This window comes from Pseudomonas sp. MYb118 (assembly GCF_040947875.1).
GTDB lineage: Bacteria > Pseudomonadota > Gammaproteobacteria > Pseudomonadales > Pseudomonadaceae > Aquipseudomonas.
Genome location: NZ_JBFRXN010000001.1, coordinates 835452 through 850401, shown reverse-complemented (window position 1 = coordinate 850401; position 14950 = coordinate 835452). Strand labels below are relative to the sequence as shown.

13 protein-coding genes are annotated in these 14950 nt (G+C 64.7%); 7 read left to right on the top strand and 6 right to left on the bottom strand.

Going from position 1 to position 14950, the window contains the following annotated elements; all coding sequences use genetic code 11:
* Nucleotides 1-3: 3 nt before the first annotated feature.
* From mdeB to ABVN20_RS03980, 4 genes are all read right to left on the bottom strand, one after another.
* Nucleotides 4-2703: an alpha-ketoglutarate dehydrogenase gene (gene mdeB / locus ABVN20_RS03995; RefSeq protein WP_368554198.1), complete on the bottom strand. Its 2700-nt coding sequence runs from the start codon at nucleotides 2701-2703 to the stop codon at nucleotides 4-6.
* Nucleotides 2700-3119, bottom strand: a complete 420-nt coding sequence (locus tag ABVN20_RS03990; RefSeq protein WP_368554197.1) for a hypothetical protein — start codon at nucleotides 3117-3119, stop codon at nucleotides 2700-2702. The genes mdeB and ABVN20_RS03990 overlap by 4 nt, the downstream gene beginning before the upstream one ends.
* Nucleotides 3120-3164: 45 nt before the next feature.
* Nucleotides 3165-3629: a transketolase gene (locus tag ABVN20_RS03985; RefSeq protein ID WP_368554196.1), complete on the bottom strand. Its 465-nt coding sequence runs from the start codon at nucleotides 3627-3629 to the stop codon at nucleotides 3165-3167.
* 188 nt (nucleotides 3630-3817) lie between these two features.
* The gene (locus ABVN20_RS03980; protein ID WP_368554195.1) at nucleotides 3818-4834 is read right to left on the bottom strand and encodes a 1-aminocyclopropane-1-carboxylate deaminase; all 1017 of its coding nucleotides are present in this window, start codon (nucleotides 4832-4834) and stop codon (nucleotides 3818-3820) included.
* 197 nt (nucleotides 4835-5031) lie between these two features.
* Between ABVN20_RS03980 and ABVN20_RS03975 the strand changes: the two genes are divergently transcribed.
* On the top strand, nucleotides 5032-5541 hold the full coding sequence (locus ABVN20_RS03975; protein WP_368554194.1) for an Lrp/AsnC family transcriptional regulator: 510 nt from the start codon (nucleotides 5032-5034) through the stop codon (nucleotides 5539-5541).
* A 12-nt stretch (nucleotides 5542-5553) separates the two neighbouring features.
* Here the strand turns inward: ABVN20_RS03975 and ABVN20_RS03970 are convergent, their stop codons facing one another.
* Together ABVN20_RS03970 and ABVN20_RS03965 are read right to left on the bottom strand one after the other, a co-directional pair.
* Nucleotides 5554-6897: a PQQ-dependent sugar dehydrogenase gene (locus ABVN20_RS03970; RefSeq protein WP_368554193.1), complete on the bottom strand. Its 1344-nt coding sequence runs from the start codon at nucleotides 6895-6897 to the stop codon at nucleotides 5554-5556.
* A gap of 167 nt (nucleotides 6898-7064) precedes the next feature.
* Entirely contained in the window at nucleotides 7065-7988 is a 924-nt protein-coding gene (locus ABVN20_RS03965; RefSeq protein ID WP_368554192.1) for a LysR family transcriptional regulator, read from the bottom strand.
* A 175-nt stretch (nucleotides 7989-8163) separates the two neighbouring features.
* On the opposite strand from ABVN20_RS03965, the gene ABVN20_RS03960 reads away from it, so the two are divergent.
* The 6 genes from ABVN20_RS03960 (at nucleotide 8164) to ABVN20_RS03935 (ending at nucleotide 14942) form a co-directional block, all read left to right on the top strand.
* Nucleotides 8164-9303: an iron-containing alcohol dehydrogenase gene (locus ABVN20_RS03960; protein ID WP_368554191.1), complete on the top strand. Its 1140-nt coding sequence runs from the start codon at nucleotides 8164-8166 to the stop codon at nucleotides 9301-9303.
* 73 nt (nucleotides 9304-9376) lie between these two features.
* Nucleotides 9377-10156 carry an enoyl-CoA hydratase-related protein gene (locus ABVN20_RS03955; RefSeq protein ID WP_368554190.1) on the top strand — a complete coding sequence of 260 codons (780 nt, stop codon included), beginning with the start codon at nucleotides 9377-9379 and terminating at the stop codon, nucleotides 10154-10156.
* Between the two features lies 1 nt (nucleotide 10157).
* Entirely contained in the window at nucleotides 10158-11366 is a 1209-nt protein-coding gene (locus ABVN20_RS03950; protein ID WP_368554189.1) for a CaiB/BaiF CoA transferase family protein, read from the top strand.
* Nucleotides 11367-11497: 131 nt separating this feature from the next.
* On the top strand, nucleotides 11498-12541 hold the full coding sequence (locus tag ABVN20_RS03945; RefSeq protein ID WP_368554188.1) for a TRAP transporter substrate-binding protein: 1044 nt from the start codon (nucleotides 11498-11500) through the stop codon (nucleotides 12539-12541).
* Between the two features lie 33 nt (nucleotides 12542-12574).
* Entirely contained in the window at nucleotides 12575-14455 is a 1881-nt protein-coding gene (locus ABVN20_RS03940; protein WP_368554187.1) for a TRAP transporter large permease subunit, read from the top strand.
* A 28-nt stretch (nucleotides 14456-14483) separates the two neighbouring features.
* On the top strand, nucleotides 14484-14942 hold the full coding sequence (locus ABVN20_RS03935; RefSeq protein ID WP_368554186.1) for a thioesterase family protein: 459 nt from the start codon (nucleotides 14484-14486) through the stop codon (nucleotides 14940-14942).
* Nucleotides 14943-14950 lie beyond the last annotated feature (8 nt).

Genomic DNA, 14950 nt, shown 5'->3' with positions numbered 1-14950 from the left:
GGCTCAAGCGTCCCAGGGCGCCAGCGCATCGACATCAATGGCGTAGCGCGCAATCGCCTCGCTACACACGGCGGCGTCGAGCTTGCCGTCCTGCACCAGCGAGGTCAGCGCGCTGAGCACGATCTGGTGGCGATCCACCTCGAAGAAACGGCGCAATTGACTGCGGGTATCGCTGCGGCCAAAACCATCGGTGCCCAGCACGCTGTAAGGCGCATTGACGTAGCTGGCGATCAGTTGCGGCAAGGCACGCACGTAGTCGGTGCAGGCGATGATCGGCGCCGTGACCGTCAGCGAGTCCTCGACATGGCTGCGCCGTGACGGTTCAGTGGGATGCAGGCGGTTCCAGCGTTCGACTTCGCGAGCCTCGCGGGCCAGCTCGGTGAAGCTGGTGACGCTCCACACTTCGCTGTCGATGTTCCAGTCGCTCGCCAGCAATTCGGAGGCGGCGATCACCTCCAGCAGGATTGCCCCGGAGCCGAGCAATTGCACGGTGCCGCGGGCATCCTCGACTTCCTGCCTCGCGTACAGGTACATGCCCTTGATGATCGCCGCCTCGGCCCCTTCCGGCAGGCTCGCCTGCGGGTAGTTTTCGTTCATCAGCGTGACGTAATAGAACTCGTCGACCTGGCGTTCGAGCATCTGGCGCATGCCGTGATCGAGGATCACCGCGAACTCCCCGGCGAACGCCGGATCGTACGCCCGGCAATTGGGCACCATCGACGCCATCAGGTGACTGTTGCCGTCCTGATGCTGCAAGCCTTCGCCCCCCAGGGTGGTGCGCCCCGCCGTGGCGCCGAGCAGGAAACCGCGGGCACGCTGGTCGGCCGCCGCCCAGATCAGGTCGCCGATGCGCTGGAAGCCGAACATCGAGTAGTAGATGTAGAACGGCAGCATCGGCAGGCCGTGCACCGAGTAGCTGGTCGCGGCGGCCACCCAGGAGCTGATCGCCCCGGCCTCGCTGATGCCCTCCTCGAGAATCTGCCCGTCCAGCGCTTCGCGGTAGCTCAGGATCGAGCCGATGTCTTCCGGCTCATAACGCTGGCCGACGCTGGAGTAGATGCCGATCTGCTTGAACAGACTGGCCATGCCGAAGGTGCGCGCCTCGTCGGCGACGATCGGCACGATGCGCGGCCCCAGTTGCTTGTCGCGCAGCAGCCCGCTGAGCAGGCGCACGAAGGCCATGGTGGTGGACATTTCCTTGCCATCGGCGGCGATGGCAAACCCGGCATAGCTGTCGAGCTCCGGCACCGTCAGGGACGGCGCGGTGGTGGGCCGCGACGGCAGGAAGCCGCCCAGGGCCTGGCGACGTTCGTGCAGGTACCGCATCTCGGCGCTGTCGGCCGCCGGCTTGAAGAAGCTCAGCGAGGTGGCCTGTTCGTCGCTCAATGGCAGGTTGAAGCGGTTGCGAAAGGCGATCAGCGCGTCCTTGTCGAGTTTCTTCTGCTGGTGCACGGTCATCTTGCCCTGCCCGGCATCGCCCATGCCGAAGCCCTTCTTGGTCTGCGCCAGGATCACCGTGGGCTTGCTGCCTTCGCGCACGGCGCTGTGATAGGCGCTGAAGATCTTCACCATGTCATGGCCGCCGCGCTTGAGGCGGTCGATCTGCTCGTCGGTCAGGCCCTGGGCCAGGTGCGCCAGGGCTTCGTTCTGGCCAAAAAAGTGATCGCGGTTGAAGCGCCCGTCCTTGGCGGCGAAGGTCTGGAACTGGCCGTCGACCGTATCGGACAGCGCCTTGACCAGCGCACCGTCGTGATCGCGGGCGAACAGACCGTCCCAGTCGGAACCCCACACCAGCTTGATCACGTTCCAGCCCGCACCGCCGAACAGCGCTTCCAGCTCGTCGATGATCCGGCCGTTGCCGCGCACCGGGCCGTCCAGGCGTTGCAGGTTGCAGTTGACCACCCACACCAGGTTGTCCAGGCCTTCACGCGCCGCCAGGGTCAGCGCCGACATGCTTTCCGGTTCATCCATCTCGCCATCGCCGAACACGCCCCAGACGGTGCGCCCGGCAGTGTCCTGCAAGCCACGATGGTCCAGGTAACGCATGAAGCGCGCCTGGTAGATCGAACTGATCGGGCCGATGCCCATGGAACCGGTTGGGAACTGCCAGAAGTCTGGCATCAACCACGGGTGCGGATAGCTCGACAGGCCCCGGGCGCCCTGGGCACGCGCGCCGATTTCCTGCCGGTAGTGTTGCAGGTCCTGCTCTTCGAGGCGCCCTTCCAGGAACGCCCGCGCATAGACGCCGGGCGCCGAATGCGGCTGGTAGAACACCAGGTCGCCACCACTGTCGGGGGTGCGCGCCTTGAAGAAATGGTTGAAGCCCACCTCGAACAGATCGGCGGCGCTGGCGTAGCTGGCGATATGGCCACCCAGTTCGCCGTACGCCTGATTGGCCCGGGCAACCATGACCAGCGCGTTCCAGCGCATGATCGAGGCCAGGCGTTCTTCCATCGCCAGGTCACCGGGAAACACCGGCTGCTGCTCGACGCTGATGGTGTTGATGTAGGGCGTGCCATGGCGCGGCCGCCAGCCGATTTCGGCAGTGCTGGCCAGCGTCACCAGCATGTCCATGATCTGTTTGGCCTGCCCGGCGCCGCCATGGGCGATCACCGACTGCAAGGCCTCGCGCCACTCCATGAGTTCCTCGGCGTCTTGCGGGGTTTGCCCTGGGAACAGGGCTTGCAGATCGGACGGGTTCATGGGCATCTCCTGCACAGGTCTGTGTCGGTTTCCAGGCGTGGCGCCGGCGTGGCCCGGGCCAGGCTCTTGACGTGTTCCACCGCTTCAATCACCGAGCGCTCGCGCGGGGCTTGTTCGGCGATCGGGTAAATGCTGATCTTGCGCTTGGGCAAATCGCGCAGGAAGCGCTTGTCCAACTCGCCGGCCACCACCACGCAGTAATCGCAGGTGGGCAGGCGTGCATCGAACAGCGCGGCGTCCGGCGGCGCCGCCTCGACCTGCATCAGCGCAACGTTTTCAAAGCAACTGAAACTGTGGTGCAGCAAATCCAGGTGTTCGATATCCAGTCCCGCCGCGAACACCACCAGACGCGTGCCGTTGGACGGCTCGCGCATCCATTTGCTGCCTTGTTGACGATAGTCGGCCGTTCGGCTCATAGGCTGTGCCTTTCTTATTAGTCGAATTGGATGACGCAGGGTTGGCTACAGGGTGCAGCGTTCCTGCAACAGGCTTTTCGCCAGGTGCCGGGTTGCCGCCAGCACGTCTTCGATCTGTCGATCCATTCCTTCACCGGACAGCGCAACAGTGCCCAGGTCGACCACGCGCAACGGATGGCCGCACACCGACCCCAGCCAGGTCAGGCCCGGTTCGGCGCCGGTCTCGACGTCCAGCAAAAAACTGCCCCTGGCGACGTGGCGCAGCAGCTGAAAGGCATCACTGTCCGGCGTCAGCGCCGAGCGCTCGGGACTGGAGCCCACCCGCAGCCAGTCGAGCATCAATTGCCGTGAGTGCGTGACGACCAGGTAAGCCACCTGGTCCCAGTCATCAATGGCCATGTGCAACTGGTCGATCATGGCCTTGGGCAACGCGGCGCTGGTGACGATGACCACCCCGGCGTCCGCCGAAGGCTCCTTGATCCAGATTGCGGATTGCGATCTCGCCTGCATGACAGTGCTCCTGCGGTTCGAAGGTTCTGCTGGCGCCTTAACCCGCCTTTTGTGGGAGCGAGCCTGCTCGCGATAAATGTCTGGATAACGCAGGTCCTCAGACGATGCGCGTTTTCGTTAACGATTTATCGCGAGCAGGCTCGCTCCCACAGAGATCCCCACAGGGTTCCCGGCAGGTTTGTCGTCGGTCAGCCGTTACGGAACAGGAAGCTGTAGGCATTCAGCGCCGGCACCCCGCCCAGATGTGCGTACAGCACTTTCGAGCCTTCGGGGAATTCGCCACGGCGGACCATCTCGATCATCCCGTGCATGGATTTGCCTTCGTACACCGGGTCGGTCAGCACCCCTTCCAGTCGGCCGCACAGGCGGATCGCTTCCAGGGTACCTTCGTTGGGCAGGCCGTATTCGGGGTGGGCGAAACGGGTGTCGAGGACCACGTCTTCCTCGGTGATTTCCCGGCCCAGGTCCACCAGCTCGGCGGTGTGCCGGGCGATGCGCAGGATCTGCGCCTTGGTCTGCGCCGGCTTGGCCGAAGCGTCGATGCCGATGACGTTCTTCGAGCGACCGTCAGCGGCGAACCCCACCACCATGCCCGCCTGGGTACTGCCGGTCACCGAGCACACCACGATGTAGTCGAACTTGAAGCCCAGCTCCTGCTCCTGCTGGCGCACTTCCTCGGCGAAACCGACGAAGCCGAGGCCGCCGTAAGGGTGTTCGGAACAACCGGCGGGAATCGGGAACGGCTTGCCACCGCGCTCCTTGACGTCGCTCATGGCCTTCTCCCAGCTGGGGCGAATGCCGATGTCGAAACCGGCCGCGTCCAGGCGCACATCGGCGCCCATGATCCGCGACATTTCGATATTGCCGACGCGGTCGTACACGGCGTCGGAGTAGTTCACCCAGTTCTCCTGGACCAGCACGCATTTCATGCCCAGGTGCGCGGCAACGGCTGCCACCTGACGGGTCTGGTTCGACTGGATGCCGCCGATCGACACCAGGGTGTCGCAGCCCTGCTCGATGGCCTCCGGGATCAGGTATTCAAGCTTGCGGGTCTTGTTGCCGCCGAAGGCCAGGCCGCTGTTGCAGTCCTCGCGCTTGGCATACAACTCGACCTTGCCACCCAGGTGTTCGCTGAGACGTTTCAAGGGGGTGATGGGCGAAGGACCGAAGGTCAACGGGTAGCGCTTGAATTGATTCAGGTTCATGGGTGTGCTCCTTTGTTATGGAATATCCAAGCGCCAGGCCGAAGACAGGGCTGCATGTGCAGGCCGTTTCAGGGCGGCTTCGATGAATTCCATGGTAAGAACAAACCGAAAATTATGTGTTGCAAGTTTCAGGCGATTGAAGAAACATAAATCGCCAATATAAAAAACCACCTTCTTTTTATTGTGTAGAAATCACCATGAGCGCAATAAATCATCGCAACAAAGCCGCCACGCCAACGCCGGAGCCGCTCGCGCTGGATCGCATCGACCGCGCCATTCTCAAGACGCTGCAACGCGACGCTTCGATCTCCAATGTGGCCCTGGCGGACAAGGTCAAACTCAGCGCGCCGGCCTGCCTGCGGCGAGTCGAACGCCTCAAGCAGGCGGGGCTGATCAAGGGCATCGTCGCCTTGCTCGACAGCGAAGCGCTGGATGCGGGGATGGTGGTGCTGATCGGCGTGGTGCTGGACCGCTCGACCCCGGAATCCTTCGCCGCCTTCGAAGAAGCGGCGCAAAAGGTCTCCGGTTGCATGGAGTGCCATGTGGTGACGGGGGAGTTCGACTACTTCATGTTGCTGCGCACCAAGGACAGCAACAGCTTCAACCGGCTGCACGCCGAGCAGTTGCTGTACTTGCCCGGCGTGCGGCAGATTCGTTCGTTCATGGGCCTGCGTAACGTGCTGTCGACGACCCAGATCCCGCTCTGAGCCGCCACGCCATCAGTGAGCCGAGGTCGCCGCCACGCGCCAGATCGTGTTGCCGACGTCATCGGCCACCAGCAATGCTCCGCTGCGATCGAGCATCACCCCCACCGGCCGGCCCTGGGCCTCGCCGTCGGCATTGAGGAAACCGGTCAGGAAGTCCACCGGCAGCGCCGCAGGCTGGCCGTCGCTGAACGGCACGAACACCACCTTGTAGCCGGCCTGCGGGTTGCGGTTCCAGGAGCCGTGTTCGCCGATGAACGCGCCATTGGCAAACGCCGTCGGCATGCCGCGCGCATCGGAAAACGCCAGGCCCAGCGGAGCCACGTGGGTGCCCAGTGCGTAATCCGGGGCGAGGGCCTGGGCCACCTTGTCCGGCCGCGGCGGTTGCACGCGCACGTCGACATGATTGCCGTAATAGCTCCACGGCCAGCCGTAGAACGCACCATCCTGCACCGACGTCAGGTAGTCCGGCACCAGGTCGCTGCCGATTTCGTCGCGCTCGTTGACCACCGTCCACAACTGTTTGGAACCGGGCTTCCAGGCCATGCCGTTGGGGTTGCGCAGGCCACTGGCGAACAGGCGCTTGTCGGCGCTCCTGACGTCAACTTCCCAGATCGCCGCCCGCCCCTCTTCGGCCTCCAGGCCGTTTTCACCAACATTGCTGTTGGAGCCGACCGTGACGTAGAGCTTGGTGCCCTCGGGGTTGGCCAGCACGTTCTTGGTCCAGTGGTGGTTGATGCCTGCCGGCAGGTCGGTGACCTTGACCGGGGTCGCGCTGATTTCGGTTTGCCCTTCATGGTAGGGCACCTTGACCAGCGCATCGGCGTTGGCGATGAACAGTTCGTCCCCCACCAGCGCCATGCCGAACGGCGACGTCAGCCCGCTCATGAATACCGTACGCAGTTCCGCGCGACCATCACCGTCGGCGTCGCGCAGCAGGGTAATGCGGTTGGCGCTGGGCGCATCGGCACCGACCCGTCCCATCACGATCCCCATCGCCGTGCGGCGCGCCCAGGCCAGCGGGCCGCTGCCGCCATCGGTGGCGCCTTCAGGCATCGGCGGGTGATTGCTTTCGGCAACCAGCACGTCGCCATTGGGCAGCAGGTACACCCAGCGCGGGTGATCCAGGTGCTCGGCCAGCGCCGTCACCTTGAACCCGGCCGGGGCCTTGGGCATCTCGCCGTCCGACCAGCCGACCGCCTTGGACACCTTCAGCGTGGGGATCAGCGAGGTGGTCGGTTCGGGCAGTTGCGGGCTCGGGCCGACACTGGCCTGGGGCGGCAGTTTGGACGATTCGCCACAGGCGGCGAGCAGCGCAGCCGTGGTCATCAGGAGCGCCAGTCGGCGGGAGACAGTCATGGTTCAAACCTCGCGATGGCCATCCGGGGCCAGTGAGTGGGCAGGCAAAATCCCGTCGAGTATCGCGAGCTTGAAGCGGCGCAAACACCGCCGCCGTCACAAATCAATTTTGCCTGAATCGCACGAATGCTCGCCCTCGATGGCGGGCACTATCACCGACAGGGATGTCACGCGGGATTGAGCAGCGCCTCGCGCAGCAGCCGCGCCGCCGGTGAGTCCGGCACGCCTTTGCGCGACACCAGTTCATAGGGTTCGCTGCGCGAGGTGATGGGCAGCGGCAGCGTGGTGGTGAAGCCGTAGCCGGAGCAGAACTTCGCCACGTCGGTCGAGACCAGCGCGACCAGAGTCGGGTTTTCCTGCAACAGCGACAGGGTGGCGAAGGCCGAGGTGGTTTCCAGCAGGTGCACCGGAAAACGCAGGTCCGCCTCATGGAACTCGCGCTCCAGCAGCAGGCGCATCGGCATGTTGGCGCGGTAGACGACCCAACGGTAATCCACCAGGTCCTTGAGCGATAACTGTCGGGCATAGGCGAACGGGTGCTGGGTACTGGCGATCACCGCCAGGGTTTCTTCGACGAACGTGGCGCTTTCGTACAGGTAGGGGGTGTTGCTGATGGTGGTGCGGCAGATCGCCAGGTCCAGGCGCCCGGCATCGAGCTGGCTGAGCAGCGCGGCGCTGGTGTCCTCGACGATCTCGATGGACAGCTTGGGGTGGTCGGCGATCACCCGGCTGATGGCCGTGGTCAGCAACGGCACGGCGCCCATGATGGTGCCGACCGACACGCGCCCGCCCTCGCCGCTCATGATGCCGATGATCTCTTCGCGCAGGTGCGCCAGGTCGGTCTGGATCAGGCGCGCGTAGCGGATGACCGAGCGCCCGGCATCGTTGGGTTCAAGCCCGCGGTTAGTGCGGGTGAACAACGAGGTACCGAAGGTGGTTTCAATTTCCTGCAGCGCCTTGCTGGCGCCAGGTTGGGTCAGCGCGACCTGTTTGGCCGCGCCGAGCAAGGAGCCGTGTTCATCAAGGGCAATCAGCAAACGCAGTTGCTTGATGTGCAGGCGGGACATGATCGAGTTCAGTGAGGGCGTCATCAGGGTTAACTAAAAGTTATAGAGGTATCGAAAGTTGTCAGTATCGAGGCTGGCCAGGACGGCCCTATAGTCCACCCCACAACCAGGCAATGCAACGGGTTTGACCAGAGAGCGTAAGCCCTCCCGCCCATGACCGGTTGCAACAATAACAATCCTGTATAACTTGTGGTGAATCATGTCACTCATCAATTACATCACCAAAATCCAGTTCGGCTATGACAGCCTGCAACACCTGGCGGCAGAAGCCGAACGTGCCGGCATCACCCGCCCCCTGATCGTCACCGACGTCGGCGTGCGCAACGCCGGGATCGTCGACAAAGTCATCGCCGCCCTGGGCGCCGACCGTGCCCCGACGATTTTCGACGCCACCCCGCCCAACCCGAACGAACACGCCGTGCGTGAAGCCGTGGCGCACTACCACCAGGGCGAGTGCAACGGCATCATCGCCGTCGGCGGTGGTTCCTCCATCGACCTGGCCAAGGGCGTGGCCGTCTGCGCCACCCACGACGGCCCGCTGCAAAGCTTTGCCGTCATCGAAGGCGGCCTGGATCGCATCACCGCCGCCACCGCCCCGTTGATTGCAATCCCGACCACCGCGGGCACCGGCAGCGAAGTCGGGCGCGGCGCCATCCTGATTCTCGACGACGGGCGCAAGGTCGGTGTGATCTCCCCCTATGTCGTGCCCCGGGTGGCCATCTGCGATCCAGAACTGACCCTGGGCCTGCCGGCCATGCTGACCGCCGCCACCGGCATGGACGCGATTGCCCACTGCATCGAGACCTTCATGGCCCCGGCCTTCAACCCCGCCGCCGACGGCATCGCCCTCGACGGCTTGCGCCGGGCCTGGGAACACATCGAGCGCGCCACCGCCGAACCCGGCGACCGCGAAGCGCGGATGAACATGATGAGCGCGTCGATGCAGGGCGCACTGGCGTTCCAGAAAGGCCTGGGGTGCGTGCACAGCCTGTCCCACGCCCTGGGCGGGATCAATCCGAAGCTGCACCACGGCACCTTGAACGCGATTTTCCTGCCGGCGGTGGTCGACTTCAACGCCGACGCCCCGACCGTGCGTGACGAACGCAAGCTCGAACGCCTGCGCCACGCCATGGGCCTCGCGGCCGACGCCGACATCGGCCTGGCCATCGAGGACCTGACCCGACGCCTGGGCCTGCCGACCCGCCTGAGCCAGATCGGGGTGGACCCGAGCCTGTTCGCCGGCATCGTCGAAGGCGCCCTGCACGATCACAGCCACAAGACCAACCCACGCGAAGCGTCCGGCGCGGACTACCTGTCGATGCTTGAACAATCGCTGTAAGCCGCTGCTGCCCAACAACAATAAAACAGGAGGCATCCGCGTCGCCGGCCACGCCGGCGTCAGCGGAACCATCATGAAGCCCACCGTCCTTATCGAACGGCAAGAAGCCATTGCCATCGTCACCCTAAGCCATCCGGGCAAGATGAACGCCCTCACCCTGTCCATGTGGCAGGACCTGGGTGATGTCATGACCGAACTGTCCGCCGACCTCAGCGTGCGCTGCGTCGTGTTGCGCGGCGCCGGCGAACAGGCCTTCGCCGCCGGCGCCGACGTCGGTGAATTCCCCGCGGTACGCGCCAACCCGGCCCAGGCCCGCCACTACGCCGAAGTGACGTCGGCCGCCATGCGTGCGGTCGCCGACTGCCCGCACCCGGTGATCGCGATGATCCACGGCGTGTGTGTCGGTGGCGGCCTGGAAATCGCCGCCCTGTGCGACCTGCGCATCTGTGGCACGTCCAGCCGCTTCGGCGCGCCGGTCGGCAAGCTCGGGCTGGTCATGTCCTACGACGAAATGGCCGGGCTGGTGGCGCTCGCCGGACGCTCGACGACCCTGGAGATCCTGCTCGAAGGGCGGATCCTCGATGCCCAGGACGCCTACGTGAAAAACCTCGTGACCCGCGTCGTCGCCGATGCCGAGGTGCAGGCCGAAACGCTCGCCACCGCCCGGCGCATCAGCCAGGGCGCGCCACTGGTTGCCCGCTGGCATCGCCAGGCAGCGCGACAACTGGAGGCCGGCGTGCCCCCCACCGTCGAGCAGATCGACGACAGCTACGCCTGCTATGACAGCAACGATTTCCAGACTGGCCTGAACGCGTTCATCGCCAAGACCAAACCACAATTCGAGGGCAAATGACATGGGACCGCTGACAGGAATGCGCGTGGTAGAACTGGCTCACATCATGTCCGGGCCGGTGTGCGGCATGATGCTCGCCGACATGGGCGCGGACGTGGTGAAGGTCGAGAAAGTCCCGGACGGCGACGACTCGCGGCGCTTCTCGCCGATCATGGCCAGCGGTGAGTCGGCGTCGTTCATGGTGGTCAACCGCAACAAGCGCGGGATCGGCCTGAACCTCAAGACCGACGGCGGGCGTGACGTGCTGCGTCGCCTGCTGATGGAGGCTGACGTGGTCACGGAGAACTACCGCGCCGGCACCATGGAAAAATTCGGCCTGGGTTACGACACCCTCAAGACCCTCAACCCCGGCCTGATTTACTGCGCGATTTCCGGTTACGGACGCAGCGGTCCGTTCGGCGACAAAGGCGGCTTCGACCTGATCGCCCAGGGCATGAGCGGCATGATGAGCATGACCGGTGAAGCCGGGCGCGAGCCGGTCAAGGCCGGTTCGCCCGTGGCCGACATCAACTCCGGAATCCTCGCCGCCCTCGGCATCTGCGCCGCCTACGCCGCCAAACAACGCACCGGGCTGGGGCAGATGGTCGATACCTCGCTGTTCGAGGCCGGCCTGCAACAGATGTACTGGCCGGCAGCGGCGTATTTCGCCGACGGCACCATCCTGCCGAAGATGGGCTCGGCCAACTCCACCAGTGCGCCGTATCAAGTGTTCCGCACCGCGGACGGCTGGATCAACATCGGTGCCGCCAACCAGGCCAACTACGAACGACTGGTCGAGGCGCTGGCCGTGCCGCAACTCAAGGCCGATCCGCGCTTCGCCAGCAACGCCTTGCGCATGGAGCACCGCCTGGCCCTGGTGGAAATCCTCAATGAAGTGCTGGTCGCGCGCACCACCGATCAATGGATGGTGTTGTTCGACAGCCTCGGCCTGCCGGCCGGACCGGTCCTGGACATCGCGGCGGCACTGGCGCATCCGCAGACCCAGGCGCGCGGCATGGTGGTGGAAACCGACCACCCCACCGAGGGCAAGGTCCGCGGCATGGGGCTGCCGATCCACTTCTCCGACATGGACAACACCGCACCAGCGACCAGCCGCCCGGCGCCGCTGCTCGGCGAACACACCCGCGAGGTGCTCAAGGAAAGTGGCTATGCGCAGGACGAAATCGACGAACTGATTCGCACCCAGGCCGTCGTGGCACTCGCTTCGTAACCCCCCTGTAGGAGCGAGCTTGCTCGCGATCAGGTGTGTCAGGCGACCCGATGCTGATTGACACACCGCATCGCGAGCAAGCTCGCTCCTACAGGCATCAGAACAACAACAAAAACAAGAAGGTGAACATCATGAGCCGTATCTTGACCGAGTCCGTCAGCCGCCGATCCTTCCTGGTTTCTGCCGGCGCCACCGTGGGCGGCGCGTTCGCCGCCAGCCTGCTGCCCTCCGGCGTCTTCGCCGCGACCAAACCCATCGTGCTGCGCTACACCAGCAGCCTGCCCGACACCCACCCGCTGAACCAGCAGATGAAAGCCGCCTCGCAAGCCATCAAGGCGGAAACCAACGGCGCGGTCGACCTGCAGGTATACGCCAACGGCGCCATGGGTGGCGACACCGACATGCTGTCCCAGGTCCGGGCCGGCGCCATCGACTTCATTCCATTGCCCGGCGCGATTCTGTCGACCCTGGTGCCGGTGATGTCGATCGAAAGCATGCCGTTCGCCTTCAAGGACTACGACAGCGTCTGGTCGGCCCTGGACGGCAAGCTCGGCGAGCACCTGCGGGCGAAGACCGCCAAGGTCGGGCTGATCCCGATGGAGAAAGTCTGGAACAACGGCTTCCGCCAGATCACCAGTTCGACCCGACCGATCAACACGCCGCAGGACCTCGCCGGCTTCAAGCTGCGCGTCCTGGTGAGCCCGTTGTGGACGTCGATGTTCAGTGCCCTGGGCGCCTCGCCGACCGGTATCAGCATCAACGAAACCTACTCGGCGTTGCAGACCAAAGTGGTCGACGGCCAGGAAAACCCGCTGGTGGTGGTCGAGTCGGCACGCTTCTACGAAGTGCAGAAATTCTGCTCCATGACCGACCACATCTGGGGCGGGTTCTGGATCGTCGCATCCGGCAAGACCTTCCCCAAGTTGCCCGCCGACGTGCAGGAAATCGTCTCGCGGCAGATCAACGCCGCCGCCCTGGTCCAGCGCCAGCAGGTGATCGACCTCAACGCCAGCCTGGAGCCGTCCCTTACCGCCCACGGCATCACCTTCAACAAGGTCGACCGCTCATTGTTCCGCGCCGACCTGCAAGCCAAGGGCTTCTACACCCAGTGGAAGGAAAAGTACGGCGCGGAAGCCTGGGGCCTGCTCGAGCAGTACGCGGGTCAACTGTCCTAAGCCGGAGACACAGTCATGAAAAACGAGATACCTATGACGGACGTTCCCCCTGCTGAAGGACTCAGCCCCCGCCAGGCCACCTTTCGCCTGGGCCGCGCACTCGACACCGGCCTGCGCTGGCTGACCGAGGGCAGCGCGGCGTTGCTGGTGGTGGTCGAAGTCGCCCTGCTGTTCTGCAACGTGTTTTCGCGCTACGTGCTCAACCAGCCGATCGTCTGGGGTGACGAACTGGCATCGCTGCTGTTCCTGTGGCTGGCGATGCTCGGCTCGGTGGTGGCGATGCGGCGCGGCGAGCACATGCGCCTGACCTCGTTCATCGCGCGGCTCTCGGTGGAAAAGCGTGAATTCGTCGACACCCTCGGCGCGGTAATCGTCATCACGTTCATCGGGCTGTTGTTCACCCCGGCGTGGGAGTACGTCAGCGACGAATGGATCATCACCACCGCCGCCCTGGAAATCCCCAACGCCTTTCGCGTATCAGCCATTGCCGTCGGCCTGAGCCTGATGCTGATGACCTGCGTCGCCCGCCTGCTGACCCGGGCGCGGTTGATCGACTTCTCGGTGTCGGTGGCGATGCTCGCGTCCCTCGGCGCGCTGTTGTGGGTAGGCGAAAGCACGATGCTGTTGATGGGCAACTGGAACCTGGTGATCTTTTTCATGATTGGGGTGATGGCGATGATCGTCATCGGCGTGCCGATCATGGTCGCGTTCGGCCTGGCGACGGTGGCGTACCTGTCGAGCATGACCAGCACGCCGCTGAGCCTGGTGGTCGGGCGGATGGACGAAGGCATGGCCAGCCTGATTCTGCTGGCGATCCCGCTGTTCGTGTTCCTCGGCGCGCTGATCGAGGCCATGGGCATGGCGCGGGCGATGATCCGCTTCCTGTGCTCGTTGATCGGTCACGTGCGTGGCGGCCTGTCCTATGTGCTGATTGGCGCGATCTACCTGATCTCGGGTATTTCCGGCTCGAAAGCGGCGGACATGGCGGCCATCGCCCCGGCGTTGTTCCCGGAAATGAAGAAGCGCGGCGAAGATGAAAACGAACTGGTGGCGATGCTCAATGCCTCCGGCGCCATGTCGGAAACCATCCCGCCGAGCCTGGTGCTGATCACCATCGGTTCGGTCACCGGCGTGTCGATTTCCGCGCTGTTCACCGGTGGCTTCATGCCGGCGGTGGTCGGCGCAATCGCCATGGCGGCGGTGATCTGGTGGAAGAACCGCAAGGGCCAGGCGTCCACGGGCAAACGCGCCTCGGGCAAGGAAATCGGCCACTCGCTGCTGCTGGCCCTGCCCGCACTGGCCCTGCCCTTCGTGATCCGCACGGCGGTGGTCGAAGGCGTGGCCACCGCCACCGAAGTCGCCGCCATCGGCGTCGCCTACACCTTCATCGTCGGCCTGCTGTGCTATCGCTGCTTCGACTGGCGCCGGCTGTACCCGATCCTGGTCAGCACCGCATCGCTGTCCGGGGCAATCCTGATCATCATCGGCAGCGCCACGGCCATGGCCTGGGCACTGACCCAATCGGGCTTCTCGCATCAACTGGCGCAAGTCATGGCCACGGTGCCCGGTGGCGCCATGGGCTTCCTGATCATTTCGGCGGTGGCGTTCATCCTGCTCGGCAGTTTCCTGGAAGGCATCCCGGCCATCGTGCTGTTCGGCCCGCTGCTGTTTCCGATTGCCAAGGCCCTGGGCATCAACGACGTGCACTACGCGATGGTGGCGATCTTCGCCATGGGCCTGGGCCTGTTCGCACCGCCGTTCGGCGTGGGCTTCTATGCCGCGTGTGCCATCGCCAAGGTCGACCCCAGCGGCGCCATGCGCCGGGTCTGGCCTTATCTCGGTGCGCTGGTGGTGGCCCTCGGGGTGCTGATCGCCGTGCCGTGGGTGTCCATCGGCTTCCTGCCCAACAAGTGATTTCGACCCTTCAACCACGAGGTTTGCCATGAATTTCTCCACACTCCAAACCGGTACCGCCACCGAACGCCGACTGACCGTCGACACACCGCGCACCATCTCGTTTCTCGGCGAGGACCTGCGCATCTACGCCACGCCCCGGCTGGTGGACGACATCGAACAGACCTGCCTCGACTACCTGCTGACCTTCCTCGACGAAGGCGAGAACACCGTCGGCGCAGCGGTCGATATCCGCCACGTCGGCGCGACGCTGCTGGGCATGTCGGTGAGCATTACCGCCACCGTCACGCGCATCGAAGGTCGCAGCGTCACCTTCAACGTCGAAGTGCGCGATGACGTCGAACTGGTCGCCACCGCCGCACACACCCGGGTCGTGGTGAACGTCGCCAAGCTGCGCAGTCGCGTCCAGGCCAAGGCCGACGCTGCGGCGGCGGGCGAAGTCGAGGACGGTGTGCTCAGCCCGTCCCAATTCGCCGCGTCGCGCTGAGTCGGGCC